Consider the following 18538-nt stretch of genomic DNA (forward strand, 5'->3'; position numbering starts at 1 on the left):
CGCCCCTGCGGGCGGGCCGCGAAATCCGCGCGGCGCGGACCAGGGGCGGGCCGTCACGGAACCGTCGACGCGCCGTCAACGCCTTGTCGCGTCGACCGCCGAGTTTGCCTCCGCGCCCGATTCCGGGCACCTTCCTCCGGAGACAGACCCATGCGTTCCGTCCGCGCGCTCGCGCTCGCCGCCGTCGTCCTGCCGCTCGTCGCCGGCGAGGCCCTCGCCGCCCGCATCCTCCTCACCAACGACGACGGCTACGACGCCCCGGGCATCGTCGCCCTCGCCGCCGCCCTGAAGAAGGCCGGTCACGACGTCACCATCGTCGCCCCGGCGGCGAACCGCTCGGGCTCGTCGACCGCGATCACCACCGCGCCCTTCGCGGTGACCAAGATCGCCGACAAGGTCTATTCCGTCGACGGCACGCCGGCGACGACCGTGCTCTACGGCGTCTCGGTGATCTTCAAGGACGCCGCGCCGGACCTCGTCGTCTCCGGCACCAACACCGGCGCCAACGTCGGCGCGTCGACGGTCCTGTCGGGCACCGTGGGCAACACGGTGGCGGCCATGACCCAGTTCGTTCCGTCGATCCCGGCGATCGCCTTTTCGGCCGACCTCCTCGACGCCGATCCGACCAGCGCCGCCAACAAGAAGCAGTTCGCAACCGTCGCCGCCTACGGCGCCAAGCTGGTGGCGCGGCTGCTGAAGGCCGAGCCGAAGCTCGGCAAGGTCGGCCGCTTCGCCCTCAACGTGAACTGGCCCGGCGTCACCGCCGACAAGATCGCCGGCGTGCGCTACGCCGTGCAAGGCCGCGCGATCACCTTCTCCTGGGGCTTCCGCGAAGTCTCGCCGGGCACCTGGGCGATCAGCCCGTCGGCCGCGCCGGCCCAGAAGGACGTCGTCCGCTCCGACTCGGCGCTGCTGGCCAAGAAGTTCGTGACGATCTCCGTGCTCGACGGCGACTACACCGCCCCGGCGGCGGTGGAGGCGGCCGTGTCGGCCGCCGTCGGCCGCCCGACGCCCTGAGACTGTGCCGGGTCGGCCGTTCGGCCGGCCGCAAACGACCGCGGGGGCCCGGCATGCCGGGCCCCCGCTTTGCATTCGTACCCGCCCGCTCCGGAGCGGGCTCGGCGTCAGTGGTAGAGGCTGACGAGGCGCTCGAGGTATTCCTGGCGGCCGCTCTTCGGCTGCGGGTCGAGACCCTCGGCCTCGGCGCGGGCGGCGAGGTCCTCGAGGCTGCGCTCGCCGGCGAGGATGGCCTTGCCCTCGGCGCCGTCCCAGCCGGCGTAGCGGGCGGCGACGGCGCCGTCGAGATCGCCGTCCTCGACGATCGCCGCGGCGGCGAGCAGGGCCTTGGCGGTGACGTCCATGGACGCGACGTGGGCGATCACGAGGTCCTCGGGATCGAGCGACTGGCGGCGGATCTTGGCGTCGAAGTTGAAGCCGCCGTCGGTGAAGCCGCCGGCGCGCAGGATCTCGACCCAGGCCAGCGTCATCTCCTCGCCGGACATGGCGAACTGGTCGGTGTCCCAGCCGTTGATGCCGTCGCCGCGGTTGAGGTCGACCGAGCCGAAGATGCCGAGCGCGCGCGCCATGGCGAGCTCGTGCTCGAAGGTGTGGCCGGCGAGCAGGGCGTGGTTCTGCTCGATGTTGACCTTGACCTCCTTCTCGAGGCCGTAGCGGGCGAGGAAGCCGTAGACGGTCGCGACGTCGTAGTCGTACTGGTGCTTGGTCGGCTCCTTCGGCTTCGGCTCGATCAGGATCGTGCCCTTGAAACCGGTGCGGTGCTTGTAGTCGACCACCATCGACAGGAAGCGGCCGGCCTGATCGAGCTCGCGCGACAGGCTGGTGTTGAGCAGGGTCTCGTAGCCCTCGCGGCCGCCCCAGAGCACGTAGTTGCTGCCGCCGAGCTCGCGGGTGACGTCGATGGCGTTCTTCACCTGGGCCGCGGCGAAGGTGAAGACGTCGGGGTCCGGATTGGTGGCCGCGCCGGACATGAAGCGGCGGTTGGAGAACAGGTTCGCCGTGCCCCAGAGCAGGCCGATGCCGGTCTCCTCCTGCTTGCGGGCGAAGATCTCGGCGATCTCGCGGACGTTGCGGTTGGACTCGGCGAGCGTGGCGCCCTCGGGCGCGACGTCGCGGTCGTGGAAGGTGTAGAACGGCACGCCGAGGATGCGGAAGAGGTCGAAGGCGACGTCCGCCTTGGCGCGGGCGAGCGCCATCTCGTCGGCGCCGTGCATCCACGGCCGCAGGAAGGTCTCGCCGCCGAACGGGTCGCCGCCCGGCCACGTGAACGAGTGCCAGTAGCAGACGGCGAAGCGCATGTGCTCCTCCATCCGCTTGCCGAGCACGACGCGGTCCTTGTCGTACCAGCGGAAGGCGAGCGGGGAACGGCTCTCGGGGCCGGCGTAGGCGATCGGTGCGAGATCGCCGAAGAAGGGCGCGGACATCGGGGTTTACCTCTTCACATCGCGGACTTGAGGGCGGGGTAGAGCCGGCGCCAGCCGGCGTAGCGCTCGGCGTAGGCGGCGACGAGCGACGGGTCCGGCTCGACGGTGCGGGCGACCGGCGGCGGGGTCAGCGTCTCGAACGGGTCCTCGCCGGTGGCGGCGACGCGGCCGAGCCGGGCCGCGCCGAAGGCGCCGCCGGCGTCGCCCTCGGCGGTGACGTCGAGCGGACGGTCGAGCACGGCGGCGAGGATGGCGAGCCAGGCGGCCGAGCGCGAACCGCCGCCGACCGCGAAGGCGCGGGCGACGTCGGTGCCGGCGTCGTTCAGGGCGCCGAGGCAGTCGCGGAAGGCGAAGGCGACGCCTTCCAGCACCGCCTGCGTCAGGGCCCGGCGGTCGGTCTCGGGGGCGAGGCCGACGAAGGCGCCGCGGATGTCGGCGTCGTTGTGCGGGGTGCGCTCGCCGGAGAGATAGGGCAGGAACATCACCGGCGCCGGCGCGGACGGGGCGTCGCCGAGGGCGCCGGTCAGCGACGGCGCGGCTTCGCCGAGCGTGCGCGACAGCCATTCGAGGCTGGCGGCGGCCGAGAGCACCACGCCCATCTGGTGCCAGGTGCCGGGCACGGCGTGGCAGAAGGCGTGCACCGCGCCCGCCGTGTTCGGCGAGAAGGCGGCGTTGGAGACGAAGAGGACGCCCGAGGTGCCGAGCGAGGCGAAGGCGACGCCCGGACGGACGGCGCCCATGCCGACCGCGCTCGCGGCGTTGTCGCCGCCGCCGCCGGCGACGACGGCGCGGCCGGCAAGGCCCCAGCGCGCGGCGAGTTCGGGGCGGAGATCGCCGGAGACCTCGGTGCCCTCGACGAGGCGTGGCATGTGCGAGCGGTCGAGCCGGGTCGCCTCGAGCAGGCGGTCGGACCACGCGCGCGCGCCGACGTCGAGCCAGAGCGTGCCGGCGGAGTCGGACATGTCGGAGACGTGCTCGCCGGTCAGCCAGAGCCGGACGTAGTCCTTCGGCAACAGCACCTTGGCGGTGCGGGCGAAGATCTCCGGCTCGTGCTTCTCGGTCCAGACCAGCTTCGGCGCGGTGAAGCCGGGCATGGCGATGTTGCCGGTGAGCGCGCGCAGCTCCGGGCAGCGCGCCTCGAGTTCGGCGCATTCGGCGGCCGAGCGGCCGTCGTTCCACAGGATCGCCGGGCGCAGCGGCTTGTCGGCGGCGTCGAGCAGGGTGGCGCCGTGCATCTGGCCGGAAAGGCCGATGCCGGCGACGGCGGCGAGTTCGGCCGGGTGGTCGGCCTTCAGCCGATCGACCGCGGTGGCGGTGGCGGCGATCCAGGTGTCGGGGTCCTGCTCGGACCAGCCGGGACGGGGGCGGGAGACGTCGAGGGCCGCGGTGGCGCTGCCGATCAGGCGCTCGCCGTCGCCGATCAGGACCGCCTTGACCGACGACGTGCCGACGTCGATGCCGAGATAGGTGGACATGCTCCTCCCTCTTGTTGGTGGACGGCTTCGGTCAGCGCACGTTGTCGCGCAGGAAGACGTCGATGCGGATGCGTTCCTGGTCGTCGAGGATCGGCCAGCCGGAGGCGAGCGCCTGCATCAGCCGGGCGGCCGAGCGGGCCTCGTGGCCGGGGTCTTGGGCGATGACCGCGTCGAGCGTTCCGCGCATCAGCGCGCCGCGGCTGTCCTCGGTGAGTTCGTGGCCGACGAAGACGACCTCGCGGGCGCGCCCGCTCGCTTCCAGCGCCGCGACCGCGCCCGCGGTGCCGGCGCCGACGTTGTAGAGGCCGGCGAGGTCCGGGTGCTCGGCGAGGAGGTCGGCGGCGAGCACGCGGACGCGGCCGGCGTCGTCGCGGCCCTCGCGCACGGCGATCACCTCGACGCCGGGAAAGTCCTGGGCGATCACCTGCTCGAAGCCGAAGCGGCGCTCGGCGTGGTCGCGCAGCGCCAGCGAGCCGGCGATCAGCGCGACCTTGCCGCGCCGGCCGGGCAGGAAGCGGGCGAGCAGCGAGCCGGCGGTGCGGCCGGCGGCGGTGTTGTCGATGCCGACGTAGCGGTCGCGCGCGGCGCTCGGCACGTCGGAGACCAGGGTGGCGACGACGATGCCGTCGCGCTTCAATGCGTTGATCTCCTCACGCACGGCCGGATGGTCGAGCGCGACCACCGCGATGCCGCCATAGCCCTCGCCGCGCAGCACCGCGAGGCTGGCGGCGAGCGCGTAGCCGTCGAAGACGTCGGCGTGGTGGACGTCGTAGGTGGTGCCGGCGAAGGGCAGCCAGTCCGGCAGCCGGCGGACCGCCTCCTCGAGCGCGGCGTAGAACGGGTTTCCGCCCTGGGGCAGCACGAAGGCGAAACGGCCGGCACCGGGCTGGACGCGGGCGGCGAGGCTGGACGGGGCGTAGCCGAGCCGGCGGATTGCGCCCTCGACCTTCTCGACGGTGGCGGCGCGGACGCCCTCGCGGCGGTTGAGCACGCGGTCGACCGTGGCGATGCTGACCCCGGCGGCCTCCGCCACCGTCCTGAGCGTCACCTTCATGGCGGCCCCGTCCTCGCCGTTTGAGATGTTCCACTCAGTAGAAGGATCGGATCACATCGTCAAGGCGGGCGGCGGCGATGTTGCGCGCCGATGCCGCAGGCGGTAGCAAGGGCGCGGACGGCGCCGCGTCGGACGCCGTCCCGGCGAAGCCCGGGGGAGGAACCATGCTGCTGGCTTGCGGTGACGCGCTGATCGACTTCGTGCCGGTGACCGCCGCGGACGGCCGCGACGCCTACGTGCCGGTGGCCGGCGGCTCCAACCTCAACATCGCCGTGGCGATGGGCCGGCTCGGCGCGGTGGCCGGGTTGTGCGGCGGCGTCTCCACCGACATGTTCGGCCAGATGATCGCCGCCCATCTCGCCGCCTCGAAGGTCGACCTGCGCTACGTCGAGCGCGCCGACCTCGAGACCACCCTCGCCTTCGTGCGCTTCGTCGACGGCGAGCCGCACTACGCCTTCTACGACGAGACCACCGCGGCGCGGCTGTGGCGCTACGTGCCCGGCTCGATCCCGTTCCCGGCGATCGACGCGATCCACACCGGCTCGACCACGCTGATCAACGACCCCTCGGCGTCCGAGACGCTGCGGCTGGTCGAGGACGCCAAGGGGATCACCACGATCTCGTTCGATCCGAACTGCCGGCCGAGCCTCGTGCGCGACAAGGCGGCCTACGTCGCCCGGATGGAGCGCTTCGCCGCCGCCGCCGACATCGTGCGCATGTCCGACGTCGACTTCGACTATCTCTACGGCGGCGACGACTACGCCGCCAAGGCCGAGGCCCAGCTCGCCGCCGGCGCGGCGCTCTACATCGTCACCCGCGGCGCCAAGGGCGTGCTGGCTTGGCACCGCAACACCGGCCTCGTCGAGGTCGGCGCGCCGAAGACCGAGGTGGTCGACACCATCGGCGCCGGTGACACTTTCCAAGGCTCGCTGCTGGCGGCGCTGTCCGAGGCCGGGCGGATCGAGCGCTCCGCCCTCGACGCCATCGACGCCGAGGGCCTTTCCGCCGCCCTCGCCTTCGGCACCCGCTGCGCCGCCATCACCTGCTCGCGCGCCGGCGCCAACCCGCCCTGGCGCCACGAACTCTGAGGACGATCTCCCCGAAGTCCCGCTCCTTCGGGGCTTCGGGGGCTGTGCTCGTTCGTCGGACGGATCAGACCAGCCGGACGAGGTGGTTGTCGAAGGCGAGCGCCTCGCCGGCGATCGGGGCGTAGTCCGCGCCGCCGGGGTGCCAGCAGCCGATGCGGCCGGTGCCGGCGGAGACGAAGACGGCTGCGTCGTGCCCGGGCGCCGGGGCGAGGCCGCAGCCGTCGGAGACCGCGGCGGTGCCGAGGAAGGCGCCGGCGGCGGTGTCGAAGGCGAACACCAGCGACCCCTTCGGCGCCGAGAACACCGCGGTGCCACCGTCGGCGGTGACCGCGACCGAGCCGACGTAGTTCTTCGCCCGCGGCGCGTCCTCCTCCGGCAGCGCGAACAGTTCCGGCTCGCGCCCCGGCACCAGCCGGCCGGCGAGCGGCGGCAGTTCGGTCGGATCGCCGAAGTGCTGCGAGCCGAACCAGACGGCGCCGCGGCCGTCGACGGCAAGGTGGCGCGGCGACAGCTGGGCGAGGTCGGCGCCGAGGCGGTGGGTCGAGACGACCCGGCCGGCGCCGACGTCCACCAGCGTCAGGCTGGCCTCCATGTCGGCGATGTTGAGGGCGGTGCGCCCGCCGGCCTCGGGCGTGGTGTCGACGCCGCCGTTGGCGACGGCGAGCGTGCGGCCGGGCTCGGTCCAGACCAGTTCGTGCGGGCCGATGCCGCCCGTCGGCATCTCGCCGATCCGGCGCCAGCCGTCGCGGACGTCGTAGACGCCGACGACGCCGCGGCCGGCGGCGAAGTCGTTCTCGGTGGCGTAGAGCAGCGCGCCATCGGGCGTGAACACGCCGTGGCCGAAGAAGTGCCGGCCGGGCGCCGCGGCGATCACCTCGGGGGCGCGCGCCCCCACGAGGTCGAAGGCGACGGCGAAGGTGCCGGGCCGGCGGGCGAAGGCGACGCAGAGGCCGCGGCCGGGCTCGAAGGCGACGTCGTGGCCGCGCCCGGGCAGCGGGTGCAGCGCCCGGATCGCGCCGGCGTCGTCGAACACGGCGACGGCGTAGCTGCCTTCGCGGGTCATGACGCAGTTGGCGTAGAGGCAGCCGGTCGCGGTCTCGGCGTGCAGGCGGCGGGCGCCGACAAGCGTCAGGCCGAGGCCGGCCGCGGCGGCGAGGAAACGGCGGCGGGTGGCGACGGTCATCGGATCAGTCTCCGTCGTTGGCGTTGAAGCCCTGTTCGAGCCCGATCGCCGCGGCGAGGTCGCGGCCGATGCCGCGCTTCAGATCGCTCACCGCGACGGCGACGTAGCGCATGGCGTCGCGCGAGGCCTTGTCGGCGACGGCGCGGTCGATCGGCAGGGTGACCGTGCGGGCGTTCTCGGCGGCTTTGCGCAGCTCGAACAGGATGGCGTTGCCGAGCCAGGCTTGGCTCTTGTCCAGCTTCTCGGTGACGCCGCTGACGGTGACGAGGTGCTCGGTCGCCTCGAGCGCCGCCACCACCGACGGCAGGCTCTGGCCGGAGCGCCAGAACGGAGCGATCTTCGGCTTGGCACGCTCGGGATCGGGACCGAACGGGGCGTCGACCATGGAGTCGGCGAGGATCTCGAGGCCGACCGCGACGGTGCCGACCAGCTTGCCGGCGGCCTCCTTGTGGGTTTGGAACAGCGGGTTCTTCGGGCCGGGAACGGTCATCAGCGTGGTCGCCGCGCCGCCCTCCCCCCAGGCCTCGAACATTTCGTGGGCGATGCGGTCGACGTTGGCGGCGGCTGCACCGGCGTAGGCGCAGCGGAAGTCGCCGTCGCCGCCGGGGCTGGCGAGGGCGTCGCCGTCGGCGCCGTAGATCAGGAACTCGAGCGCGGTCAGGCCCTGGACGCCGACGGACTTGGTCGCCAGCGTCGCGGGATCGGTGGCGGTGGCGTCCTTCTTGGCGAGGATCTGCTGGACCTGCTTGAGGCCGAGGCCGCGCGGGTCCGGCCAGAAGGCGAGGCGCTCCTGGCGATTGGCCTCGAGGATCGGCCCGATCCGGACCGGCAGCAGCGCGAAGTAGCCGCGCGCGGCCGCCTCGAAGGCGCGGCGGGCGGTGGCGAGCGCGGCGGCGTCGCGGGCCTTGCAGAGGCCGTCGACGTCGGTCGCGAGCAGGTCGGCGGTGGCGGCGAACTGCTCGTAGGCCGGGCGGAGGTGCGTGTCGACCGCGGTCGCCACCAGGGCGGCGTAGCCGTCCTCGCCGAGATCGACCACCGGCGGCGGCGCGCCCTCCTGGGCGGCGGCCGGCACCGCCAGCGCCAGCAGCGCGGCGAGCGCGAGGGCCGCCGAACCGCGGGTGATCGGCGGGAGGGACGGGATCGGCATCGGCGAACTCCTCAGAGCGACTTCAGGAAGGCGACCAGCGCATCGCGCTCGGTCGCCGGCAGGGACGCGAAGGCGGCGCGGGCCGGCTCGGCCTCGCCGCCGTGCCAGAGCACGGCCTCGACGAGATCGCGGGCGCGGCCGTCGTGGAGATAGCCGACGCCGGCAGGGCCGACCGTCCCGGTCAGCCCGATACCCCAGAGCGGCGCCGTGCGCCATTCACGACCCGCGGCGCCGCCCTCCGGCACGCCGTCGGCGAGACCGTCGCCCATGTCGTGGAGGAGGAGGTCGGTGTAGGGCCGGATCGGCTGCAGCGCGAAGGCGGCGGGCACGGCGTCGCGACGGGTGACGTAGGCCGGACGGTGGCAGGCGGCGCAGCCGATCGCGTGGAAGATGCGCTTGCCGGCGAGCACGGCGGGGGCACCGACGTCGCGGCGGACCGGCACGGCCAAGGTCGCGACGTAGTCGACGGTGGCCGCGAGCATCGACGCCGGCACCTCGGTCGGCGCGTCCTCCGGGGTGACGCCGGTGGGCAGGGCGAGGCAGGCGGTCTCGGCGGTGGTGCAGTCGCCGAAGGGCGAGGGATGCAGCGATGTCGACAGGCCCATGTCGGCCGAGAAGGCGGCGGCGGTCTGGCTCTCGAGGGTCGGCTGCGCCGCCTTCCAGCCGAAGCGGCCGAGCCGGGCCGGACCGCCCGCGGGATCGGCGATTCCGCTGGCGGGATCAGCGATCCAGGCAGGGCGGCCGGAGATGCCGTCGCCGTCGGCGTCGCCCGGATCGGCGGCGGCGAGGATGTCGCCGTCGTCGACGGCGGCGAGCAGGCCGAGGCCGATCAGCGGCGGGGCGACGCGCGGCGACAGCCGAGTGGCGGGGTCGAGTGCGCCGAAGGCGAGGTCGGCGGCGGCGTAGGTCGGTGCGCGCAGCGTCACGACGGTGCCGTCGGCGAGCGTCACGGGCCGCGGCGTCCAGCCGACGGCGACACGGCCCTCGGGGGCAAGGCCGGTGACCGCGGCGCCCTGGAGCTGCGTGCCGTAGACCGGGTCCGGTCGCGGCACGCCGTCGGCGCCGACGGCGGCGAGGCGCATCACGAAGCCGTCGCCGCCCTGCGGCGTCGGCGAGCGGCCGCGGCCGTCGCGGACGTGGCAGGTCGCGCAGGAGCGGGCGTCGAACAGCGGGCCGAGGCCGTCGGAGGCGTGGGTCGAGGTCGGCGCGGCGACCCAGAGCTTGCGGAACACGGCGCGGCCGACGAGGAAGGCGTCCTCCTCGGCGCGCGACAGGCCGACGGCCGGCTGGGCGAAGCTCTGCGGCCCCGGAACGATCCGCCGTGTGGCGGCGCCGCCGGCCATCGCCTCGAAGGGCTCGGGGGCGGAGAAGTCGGCAGGCGGGGCGACGATGCGGACGACCCGCGCGCGTGCCTCGACGTCGAGGTCGGGGCGTGGCCCGACGAGCACCGCCGCCGGAGGACCGGCGGCGGCGATCAGGCCGGCGGCGAGCGCCGCTCCGGCCGCGGCGCGGCGGAACGGCGTACCGATCACTTCAGCACGGCCTCGGGGTTGTCGAGGCTGTCCGAGCCCTCGAAGGCGATCGAGCCGAGCTTCAGCGCGCCGACGGCGCGCTCGATCGACGGGACCTGGGCGAGCAGGGCGTCGACCGCCGCCTGGACCACGGCATTGCCCTCGGTGTTGCCCTCGCCGATCATCTGGTCGTAGGCCTCGACGGTGTCGCCGCGCTTCTTGAGGGCGGTGAAGGCGGCCAGGGTGGCATCGAGCTTGGCGGTCAGCTCGGCGTCGACGGCCGGATCGGCGGCGGCGACCAGCTGCGACAGCGACGGGCCCTCGACCACCGAACCGTCGACGCGCTCGTAGCGGCCGACGTAGACGCCGCGGATGCCGACGACGTCGTTGTAGTGCGAGTTGAAGGTGTTGTCGGAGAAGCAGTCCTGCTCCTCCTCGGGGTCGTGCAGCATCAGGCCGAGCTTCATGCGCTCGCCGGCGAGTTCGCCGTAGGAGAGCGAGCCCATGCCGGTCAGCGCGGCGGCGAGGCCCTCGTTCGGATCGGCATCCAGCAGGCGCTTGGCCGCGGCGCCCTCGGGCGCCCAGTTGTCGGCCATCTCCTTCAGGTCGGCGACGAGCAGGTCGGTCGCCGCCTTCAGATAGGCGGCGCGGCGGTCGCAGTTGCCGCCGGTGCAGGCCTTGGGGTCGAAGTCGGTGGCCGGACGGTTGCCGGCGCCGGGACCGGTGCCGTTGAGGTCCTGGCCCCAGAGCAGGAACTCGACGGCGTGGTAGCCGGTGGCGACGTTGGTCTCGATGTCGCCGGCCTCCTGGAGGGACTCGCGCAGGAGCTCCGGCGTGATGACCGTGGCATCGACCTCCTTGGCGCCGATCCGGATCTTGGGATGGGCGATCACGTTCAGCGTATAGAAGGCGTTGGCGTCCGACTCGGTGCCGTAGGCGCCGTCGACGTAGTCGATCAGGCCCTCGTCGAGCGGCCAGGCGTTCACCCGTCCCTCCCAGTCGTCGACGATCGGGTTGCCGAAGCGAAACACCTCGCTGCGCTGGTAGGGCACGCGGGCGGCCTTCCAGGCGTCGCGGGCGGCGGCGAGCGTCTCCGGCGTCGGGTTCGCGATCAGGGCGTCGACGGCGGCTTCCAGCTTCCCGGCGGTCGCGAAGGCGTCCCCGTAGGTGGCGGCGGCGATGGCGACGTAGGTCTTCACCACGTCCGCCGGCGCGGGCGCCGCCGCGAAGGCGTTCGGGGCGAAGGCGACCGCCAGGGCGGCTGCGAGGGTGAAGCGACGCATCGGTTTACCTTTCGGGATCATCGGCCGGCTCTCGGCCCATCAGGTGAAGAAAGACTGTGACGGTGTCAGGACAGTTTCGCCGCCTGCGGCCGGGCCGCGACGTCGGCGACCACCGCGGCGGGGATCGGCAGCAGGCGCTGCTCGGTCTCGCCGAGGGCGCGGGCGAACACACCGGCGGCGGCCGAGGCGCGCGCCGGGTCGCCGTCGCCGACGAGATGGCGGGCGGCGAGTTCGGCGGTGGCGGCGTCGCCGTGCTGGTGGGCGGCCAGCATCGCCAGTACGAGACACTCGTCGCGGCAGAGGCAGCCGCTGCCGTAGGGGAAGCAGTCGAGGTCGCGGCGGGTCGACCGGCAGGTCTCGCGCACCCAGGGGGTCAGCTCACCGGCGAGCCGGGCGGCGGCCGCGGCACCGACCTCGTCGGCGCAGACGTCGTAGCCGCGCTCCCAGCAGGCGATGCAGCCGGTGCGGAAGCCGTTCAGCCAGTGGCGATAGCCCTCGATCGCGAGGCGTTCGGGCCTTCGCGACAACACGGGCTCGTTGCGCCCGGTGGCGAGCACGAGGGTCATGGCGGCGACCCGGCCGACGGTGGAGTCGGCCGGCCGCGGTGGGCCGGAGGGCGGCGGATCATCGCGAACTCCAATCGAAGGGGTTCAAGGCCCGAACGTCGAAGACGGCGCATCTTCTTGAACCTGAGTGTCAGGGTCAAGATTGAATCTCGCGGGACGGCAGTACGGAACCGTTGCGGGCCATCCGTACGAACACCTAGTGTGGGCGACAGCCTCGGCGTTCGTGCCGATATCCTTCACCACCCGTGATGGCATGGCGCCCGCACGCGCCGCGCGCGGGTACGCGATCGGCGCGTGGGTGGCGGACCGTTGAAATTATAATTGAATCGAAGTGTCTGTTTAATGTTACCTGAAGGGGACTCGGGACGCGTCGGAGACCCTTGGACGATGGTCGGAAACAGGATCGTGCTGGTCGGCGGGCAGATGTATCTCGGTCGCCTGCTGCGTGAGACCCTGCCTTTGCGCGGCTTCGACGTCCGCGCGGTCGACGGCGGCACGACCTGCCATCCCACCGAATGCACGTGCTGTTCCCTCGAGGACGTCGACGCCCTCGCCGACGCCTTCGCCGGCGCAGCGGCGGTGATCGACCTCTCCAAGCTCGACAGCCGGCGCTGGGGCGGCGACTACGCCAAAGCGGTGCGCAGCCTCGAGGGCTTGTGGGAAGCGGCGCGGCGCAGCCGGGTGCGGCGGGTGGCGATGCTCGTGCCCGATGGCGTCGTCGGCCTCTACCGGCGCTCCGCGGTTCTCGACAGCCTGTCGCCGGCCCGGCCCGACGGCGCCGACGGGGTGGTCGGCGCGATCGCAGAATCGATGGCCTCGCTGTTCGCCTACAAGCACGCGATCTCGGCGATGTGCATCCGCATGGGCGCATGCCGGCCGGAGCCGCTGGACGAGCGCATGCTGGCGACCTGGATCTCGCCGGCCGATTTCGTCGAGCTGATCGTGACGGCGCTCTCCGCGGACTACAGCTTCGAGGTGGTCTACGGGGTGTCGCGCAACACCTCGGGCTGGTGGGACAACTCCAACGCCCACCGGCTCGGCTACCGTCCGCGCCACCGCTCCGACGACTTTGCCGACGCCCTGCGCGGCAACCGCTCGTCCAACGCGATCGAGAACGTGCTGCAGGGCGGCGCCCGCGCGGCCGCCGACTTCACCGGCGACCTCCGGCGCATCCCCTGACGGAGGACCTCAGCCGGCGGCGACCGCGAGGCGGCGGCGGTCGAGCAACTGCGGCAGGCCGGAGACCAGGAGGTCGAGGTCGCGGCCGCACTGGAAGTTGCCGTTGAGCGAGACCCGCGGCCACGCCGCGTTGCGTCCGGTTCCCGACAGCATGCCGGCGGAGGTGGTGACGGCGACCTCGAGACCGAGCGAACGGGCGAGTTCGACGTCGCGCACCGAGACGTCACGCGGACTGCCGTAGGGATAGGCGAAATGGCGCGGCCGCCGGCCGGTCTCGGCCTCGATGCGGTCGAGACCGCCGACGATCTCGCGCCGGGCCTCCTCGGTCGAGAGCGCGGCCAGCGAGGGATGATCGACGGTGTGGCCGCCGATGGTGACCAGCGGATCGGCGGCGAGCCGGCGGACCGCGTCCCAATCCATCATCTCGCGGGCGAGCAGCGCGGGGATGTCGACGCCGGCGGCGGCGGCGAGCGTGCGGACCGCGGCGTCGCGCTTCGCCTCGCCGAGGGCGCGCAGCGGGCGGGCGATCGCGCGGAAGGCGCGATGGCGGTCGGCGTCGGAGGCGAGGCGCCGGCGGGTGCCGGCGAAGTCGACCGTGTCGGCGCGGCGCAGCACCTCCTCGAGGGTGAGCCACCACGCCGAGGCCGTGCCGTCGACCATGCCGGAGGCCACGAAGACGGTGAAGGGCACGCCGAGGCGGTTCAGGATCGGCCAGGCGACGTCGTGGTTGTCGGCATAACCGTCGTCGAAGGTCAGGACGGCGAAGCGCTCGCGGTCGCCGGCGGCGAGACGGGCCTTCGCCTCGTCGAGGCCGACCAGCGCGATGCCGCGGCGGCGCAGGCGCCCGACCGCGAGTTCGAGGAACTCGGGCGTGATCTCGAGATGGGCGTTGGGGGCGAAGCCTTCGGCCGGCGCCGGGCGGACGCGGTGCATGGTCAGGACGACGCCGCGCCAGTCGGTCACGGCCGGCAGCCAGACGTCCGCCCGCAACGCGGCGAGCGTGGAGAACCCGGCCCTGAACAGTCGCGTCTTCAACGTGGAGGTCATCGCGAAACCGACCGGGATCCTCGGCATCGTTACGTCCGTCCGGGCGGATCCCGGGACGGACACGATAAGCCACGGCCGATGAAGACAAGATTTCCGCGATCGTTTCCAATCGTTTCTTAAGGGATGGTTAAGGATGACCGGCCACCGCGCTCCGTCGCGGTCGTGGGGCGTCGCGATCGGCTTACGCTTCGTTCACCGGATCGCGCGATCATCGGCGCGTCCACGGGACAGGCGAGAGATGACAAACGTCGACGACCGACGCATCGCACTTCGGAAACGCACGCTGCGCGCGGCGAAGATCGTCTTCGGCGATTATCGCTACACGATCGATTGCGTGATCCGCGACCGTTCGGAGACGGGCGCCCGCATCCGCAGCCCGAACGCCGCCGATGCGCCGAACGACTTCTACCTGTTCGAGACGGGGCAGCTCCTGAAGTGCCACGTGATGTGGCGCCGCGGCGACGAGATGGGTCTGCATTTCGAGGGCGAGCCGATCTCGGTGCACGAGAGCGCCGACCCCCGGCTGTCGCGCTTCCGCTTCATGACCTGACGCCGGCTCAGCCGCCCGCCAACAGCCCCTCGACCACCGCCGCCGGCGTGCCGCCCGTGCCCGATTGGGCGTGACGCACCGCATCGGCGAGCGTGGTCGCGTCCATCAGGATGATGGTGGCGGCGAAGATGTCGCCGAAGATCTTGCGGACGGCGCAGGCCTCCTCGCTGACGCAGTCGGAGCACGGCCGATAGGCCGAGCGCGACAGGCAGCCGAGCGGGGCGATCGGACCGTCGATCATCCGCAGCACCTGTCCGATCGAGATCTCCGCCGGGTTCTTCAGGAGCACGTAGCCGCCGCCGCGCCCGCGCCGGCTGGCGATGACGCCGTGATGCTTCAGCTGCAGCAAGATGTGCTCGAGGAACTTGCGCGGGATGCCGGCGCGCCGGGCGATGTCCTCGATCAACATCGACTCGCCGGCCGGCGCCGTCGCGAGTTCGACGAGCGCCTTGAACGCGTACTTGGCCTTCTGGGAGATCATGCGCGGACCATAGCGGGGTCGAGGGTGGCGGTCGAGGCGCCCGTAACGCCCGTTACCGCCGCCGCCGAAACGAGCCTACACGAACCGATATGGTCATCAAGGCGCGCTTTCGCACCACCACGGACGATCCTCGCCGCCGGTTCAGTCCGCCCGCGCGCCGCCGTGGGTCTCACCCCAGATGCGGAGCGCCTCGGCGACGGGTTTCAGGTCGCGCGCCGCGGCGGTGAGCTCGTATTCGACCCGCGGCGGCATCTCGTCGTAGGCGTGGCGGGCGAGCAGGCCGTCGGCCTCCATCTCGCGCAGTTGCGCCGCGAGCATGTGGTGGGTGACGCCGGGGATGGCGCGGCGGATCTCGGTGAAGCGCCGCGGGCCGTGGATCAGCGTGCAGAGGATCTCGAGCTTCCACTTGCCCGAGACGGCCCTGAGCGTGCGCCGCAGCGGCTCGAGGGGCGGAAGCTCGGGTGGGACATAGTCCGAGGGGGCCGCGGCGAGGCGGCCGATCGGGGGAGCCATGGACGTCTACTCCGGTACGGGATCCCGCGGTGCCGCACGCGCGGCACCGCGGACGTCGGACGTCGCCCGTCTTCGCCGAACCACCTCCCCCGAGGGTCCGTTCAGCTGAGACCGACGATGCGACCGTCCGAATCGAGCCTGATATTCACCGCGGCGGGCACCTTCGGCAAGCCGGGCATGGTCATGATGTCACCGCAGATCGCCACCACGAACTCGGCACCCGCCGAGAGGCGGATCTCGCGGATCGGCAGGACGTGGCCGGTCGGCGCGTTCTTGGCGGCGGGATCGGCCGAGAAGGACGACTGGGTCTTGGCGACGCAGACCGGCAGCCGGCCGTAGCCGGCGGCCTCGAACTGCTTGACCTTGGCCTTCACCTTGGGATCGGCCTCGACGCCGGCGGCGCGATAGATCTCGCGGGCGATGGTCGCGACCTTGTCGAGCAGAGGCATCTCGTCCGGGTAGAGCGTGCGGAACTGGGCGCGGCGCGGCGCGTCGAGGATCGCGGCGACCTCGTGGGCGAGCGCCTCGGCACCCTTGCCGCCCTCGGCGAAGTGGGTGCACATCACCGCCTTGGCGCCGGCGCGCTCGCAGAGCGCCAGCAGCGTCGAGACCTCGGCGTCGGTGTCGGAGGCGAAGCGGTTGATGCCGACCACCGCCTCGACGCCGAACTTGGCGACGTTCTCGATGTGGCGGGCGAGGTTGGCGAAGCCGACCTCGAGGGCCGCGGTGTTCTCCTTGGAGAGATCCTCCTTGGCGACGCCGCCGTGCATCTTGAGGGCGCGGATGGTGGCGACGATCACCGCCGCGTCCGGCGCGAGGCCGGTCATGCGGCACTTGATGTCCATGAACTTCTCGGCGCCGAGGTCGGCGCCGAAGCCGGCCTCGGTCACGACCACGTCGGCGAGGCGCAGCGCCGTCTCGGTGGCGATCACCGAGTTGCAGCCGTGGGCGATGTTGGCGAACGGGCCGCCGTGGACGAAGGCCGGGTTGCCCTCGAGCGTCTGCACGAGGTTCGGCTGCAGCGCGTCCTTGAGGAGCACCGCCATGGCGCCGGGGGCGCCGACGGCGGCGGCGGTCAGGAACTCCTTCTTGTCGGTCTCGCCGATCACCATGCGCGACAGCCGCGCCTCGAGATCCTTCAGGTCCTTCGACAGGCAGAACACCGCCATCACCTCGGAGGCGACGGTAATGTCGAAGCCGTCCTCCTTGGGGAAGCCGTTGGTGGTGCCGCCGAGGCCGTTGAGCTGGTTGCGCAGCATGCGGTCGTTCATGTCGAGCACGCGGCGCCACGTCAGGCGGCGGCCGTCGATCTTCGGCTCGTTGCCCCAGTAGACGTGGTTGTCGATCATGGCGGACAGGAGGTTGTGCGCCGAGGTGATCGCGTGGAAGTCGCCGGTGAAGTGGAGGTTGATCTCCTCCATCGGCACGACCTGGCTGTAACCGCCGCCGGCCGCGCCGCCCTTGACGCCGAAGCAGGGGCCGAGCGAGGGCTCGCGCAGGCAGATCGCCGCCTTGCGGCCGATCCGGTTCAGCGCGTCGCCGAGGCCGACCGTGGTGGTGGTCTTGCCCTCGCCGGCCGGCGTCGGGGTGATCGCAGTGACGAGCACCAGCTTGCCGCGCGGCCGGTCCTGGACGGAACGGATGAAGGCGTGGTCGATCTTGGCGATGTGCTTGCCGTAGGGCACCAGGGCGTCGCCCGGAATCCCCAGTCGTTCGGCGACCGCGCCGATCGGCTTCATCGTTGCGGCGCGTGCGATCTCGATGTCGCTCAGCATGGCATGCGTGCTCCCGGCATTCCTCCGTTCCGCGCCTGCCCTTCGAGGGGCGCGCGGATCCCGATGGATCCAGCGTGACGCAGCACCGATACGAGCGATAGCCTGCCGGCCGACAGAATTTCTATCGGGCGATTTCGATTTTTCTAAGCGAACCCGCGCGTCCGTGGATTCGTGCGGGCGGCGGCCGCGCGCCGTTCCGGGCCCGGGCCGCCGCTAGGACGTTTGGTCGCGACCGCGGCCGTCAGCGCGCCGCCACGGCCGCGGCGGGAACCGCGACGGCGTCGTCCTTGACGCGCGCCGCAGGCGTCTGCGCCACCTGGACGGTGCCGTCGTAGCGCGCGCCCCAGCCGCGTTCGTTGTAGACGAACACGGTGTACCAGCCGGCCGCCTTGGAATCGTAGATCATCGGCAGGCCGGTGTAGGAGGCGAGTCGGCGGCCGTAGACGTCGACGAGGCGGATGGTGACGTCGGTGAAGGGTTTGGTCATCCGCAGCGTCCGGCCCTTGTCGAGATAGACTCTGAACTTGGCGTAGTCGCGGATGTTGACGACGAAGTCCTCGCTGATCGCCGAACCGTCGACCACGGTCTTCAGCGGCCGATTGTTGGCGTTGAAGGACATCAGGCGGATGGTCATGCTCGGCGCGCCGACGGGCTTGACGACGAGCCGGTAGGTGCCGGCCTTCAGGATCGGCACCGGCTCGGTGACGATGTTGGCATTGGCCGCCGAGCGCATCTTCAGGAGCGGCTTGCCGGAGGGGTCGCGGAACTCGAAGTCGAACTCCGTCGAGGCGAGGCTGACGCGCCAGGACATCACGTGGCCGGGCTGCAGCGAGTAGGTCGCGACCAACGGCTTGATCGCCATCGCGGGCAAGGTGAACTGGGTGCCCGAGGGATAGGCGACGCCGTCGACCTTGAAGTTCGGCTGCGGCACCGTGACGTTGCGGGCGAACAGCCATTCGCTGACGAGGCCGACGTTCGCGAACTTGGCCGTGGCCGCGAGCTTCAGGTCGCGCGTCGCGCCGTCGAAGGCGTAGGTCAGGCGCCAGGAATCGGCGATCGAGTAGCCGGAACCGGTGATGCGGACGTTGTCGAGCACCAGACGGTTGCCGGCCTCGATCCGCGGCACCGCGCCCTCGAGATGCACGGTGCCGTCCGCCGCGGCGGGCGTCGCGGCAGCGATGGGCGCGGCGAGGACGACGGCCCGGATGATCGATCGCATCATGGAAACTCCCCAATGGACGGACC

Annotated in this window: 17 protein-coding genes; 4 read left to right on the forward strand and 13 right to left on the reverse strand. The window is 72.3% G+C overall.

All coding sequences use genetic code 11. From position 1 onward, the window contains the following. Positions 1-150: 150 nt before the first annotated feature. The gene (gene surE / locus EDD54_RS16095; protein ID WP_126538085.1) at positions 151-1017 is read left to right on the forward strand and encodes a 5'/3'-nucleotidase SurE; all 867 of its coding nucleotides are present in this window, start codon (positions 151-153) and stop codon (positions 1015-1017) included. A 107-nt stretch (positions 1018-1124) separates the two neighbouring features. Here surE and xylA read toward each other — a convergent pair whose 3' ends face one another. Genes xylA through EDD54_RS16110 form a run of 3 tightly spaced genes read right to left on the reverse strand, consistent with a single transcriptional unit; the run spans position 1125 to position 4970 of the window. Next, positions 1125-2441 carry a xylose isomerase gene (xylA, locus tag EDD54_RS16100; RefSeq protein WP_126538087.1) on the reverse strand — a complete coding sequence of 439 codons (1317 nt, stop codon included), beginning with the start codon at positions 2439-2441 and terminating at the stop codon, positions 1125-1127. A gap of 14 nt (positions 2442-2455) precedes the next feature. Next, positions 2456-3916, reverse strand: a complete 1461-nt coding sequence (gene xylB / locus EDD54_RS16105; protein ID WP_126538089.1) for a xylulokinase — start codon at positions 3914-3916, stop codon at positions 2456-2458. A 31-nt stretch (positions 3917-3947) separates the two neighbouring features. Further along, positions 3948-4970, reverse strand: a complete 1023-nt coding sequence (locus tag EDD54_RS16110; RefSeq protein ID WP_126538091.1) for a LacI family DNA-binding transcriptional regulator — start codon at positions 4968-4970, stop codon at positions 3948-3950. Positions 4971-5134: 164 nt separating this feature from the next. Here EDD54_RS16110 and EDD54_RS16115 point away from each other — a divergent pair, with 164 nt between their 5' ends. Further along, positions 5135-6058: a carbohydrate kinase family protein gene (locus EDD54_RS16115; protein ID WP_126538093.1), complete on the forward strand. Its 924-nt coding sequence runs from the start codon at positions 5135-5137 to the stop codon at positions 6056-6058. A gap of 64 nt (positions 6059-6122) precedes the next feature. Here EDD54_RS16115 and EDD54_RS16120 read toward each other — a convergent pair whose 3' ends face one another. The 5 genes from EDD54_RS16120 to EDD54_RS16140 form a co-directional block, all read right to left on the reverse strand. Beyond that, positions 6123-7241 carry a DUF1513 domain-containing protein gene (locus tag EDD54_RS16120; RefSeq protein WP_126538095.1) on the reverse strand — a complete coding sequence of 373 codons (1119 nt, stop codon included), beginning with the start codon at positions 7239-7241 and terminating at the stop codon, positions 6123-6125. Positions 7242-7245: 4 nt separating this feature from the next. Beyond that, positions 7246-8388 carry an imelysin family protein gene (locus EDD54_RS16125; protein WP_126538097.1) on the reverse strand — a complete coding sequence of 381 codons (1143 nt, stop codon included), beginning with the start codon at positions 8386-8388 and terminating at the stop codon, positions 7246-7248. Between the two features lie 11 nt (positions 8389-8399). Next, on the reverse strand, positions 8400-9920 hold the full coding sequence (locus EDD54_RS16130; protein ID WP_126538099.1) for a di-heme oxidoreductase family protein: 1521 nt from the start codon (positions 9918-9920) through the stop codon (positions 8400-8402). After that, positions 9917-11182, reverse strand: coding sequence for an imelysin family protein (locus EDD54_RS16135; RefSeq protein WP_126538101.1), 1266 nt, complete (start codon positions 11180-11182; stop codon positions 9917-9919). The genes EDD54_RS16130 and EDD54_RS16135 overlap by 4 nt, the downstream gene beginning before the upstream one ends. A 65-nt stretch (positions 11183-11247) precedes the next feature. Continuing rightward, positions 11248-11748: a hypothetical protein gene (locus EDD54_RS16140; protein WP_126538103.1), complete on the reverse strand. Its 501-nt coding sequence runs from the start codon at positions 11746-11748 to the stop codon at positions 11248-11250. Positions 11749-12135: 387 nt separating this feature from the next. On the opposite strand from EDD54_RS16140, the gene EDD54_RS16145 reads away from it, so the two are divergent. Beyond that, a complete protein-coding gene (locus tag EDD54_RS16145; RefSeq protein WP_126538105.1) occupies positions 12136-12927 on the forward strand; it encodes a hypothetical protein in 792 nt (263 codons plus the stop codon). 9 nt (positions 12928-12936) lie between these two features. Here the strand turns inward: EDD54_RS16145 and EDD54_RS16150 are convergent, their stop codons facing one another. Beyond that, a complete protein-coding gene (locus EDD54_RS16150; RefSeq protein ID WP_126538107.1) occupies positions 12937-14001 on the reverse strand; it encodes a polysaccharide deacetylase family protein in 1065 nt (354 codons plus the stop codon). A gap of 106 nt (positions 14002-14107) precedes the next feature. On the opposite strand from EDD54_RS16150, the gene EDD54_RS16155 reads away from it, so the two are divergent. Then, positions 14108-14524 carry a PilZ domain-containing protein gene (locus EDD54_RS16155; RefSeq protein WP_126538109.1) on the forward strand — a complete coding sequence of 139 codons (417 nt, stop codon included), beginning with the start codon at positions 14108-14110 and terminating at the stop codon, positions 14522-14524. A 7-nt stretch (positions 14525-14531) separates the two neighbouring features. Here EDD54_RS16155 and EDD54_RS16160 read toward each other — a convergent pair whose 3' ends face one another. The 4 genes from EDD54_RS16160 to EDD54_RS16175 form a co-directional block, all read right to left on the reverse strand. Further along, positions 14532-15005: an RrF2 family transcriptional regulator gene (locus EDD54_RS16160; RefSeq protein ID WP_126538111.1), complete on the reverse strand. Its 474-nt coding sequence runs from the start codon at positions 15003-15005 to the stop codon at positions 14532-14534. A 141-nt stretch (positions 15006-15146) separates the two neighbouring features. Continuing rightward, the gene (locus tag EDD54_RS16165) at positions 15147-15518 is read right to left on the reverse strand and encodes a winged helix-turn-helix transcriptional regulator (RefSeq protein WP_126538113.1); all 372 of its coding nucleotides are present in this window, start codon (positions 15516-15518) and stop codon (positions 15147-15149) included. A 101-nt stretch (positions 15519-15619) separates the two neighbouring features. Further along, complete coding sequence (locus EDD54_RS16170) at positions 15620-17293, reverse strand: formate--tetrahydrofolate ligase (protein ID WP_126538115.1); 1674 nt, start codon at positions 17291-17293, stop codon at positions 15620-15622. Between the two features lie 241 nt (positions 17294-17534). Further along, positions 17535-18515: a hypothetical protein gene (locus EDD54_RS16175; RefSeq protein ID WP_126538117.1), complete on the reverse strand. Its 981-nt coding sequence runs from the start codon at positions 18513-18515 to the stop codon at positions 17535-17537. Positions 18516-18538: the final 23 nt, after the last annotated feature.

The organism is Oharaeibacter diazotrophicus, from assembly GCF_004362745.1.
Taxonomy (GTDB): domain Bacteria; phylum Pseudomonadota; class Alphaproteobacteria; order Rhizobiales; family Pleomorphomonadaceae; genus Oharaeibacter; species Oharaeibacter diazotrophicus.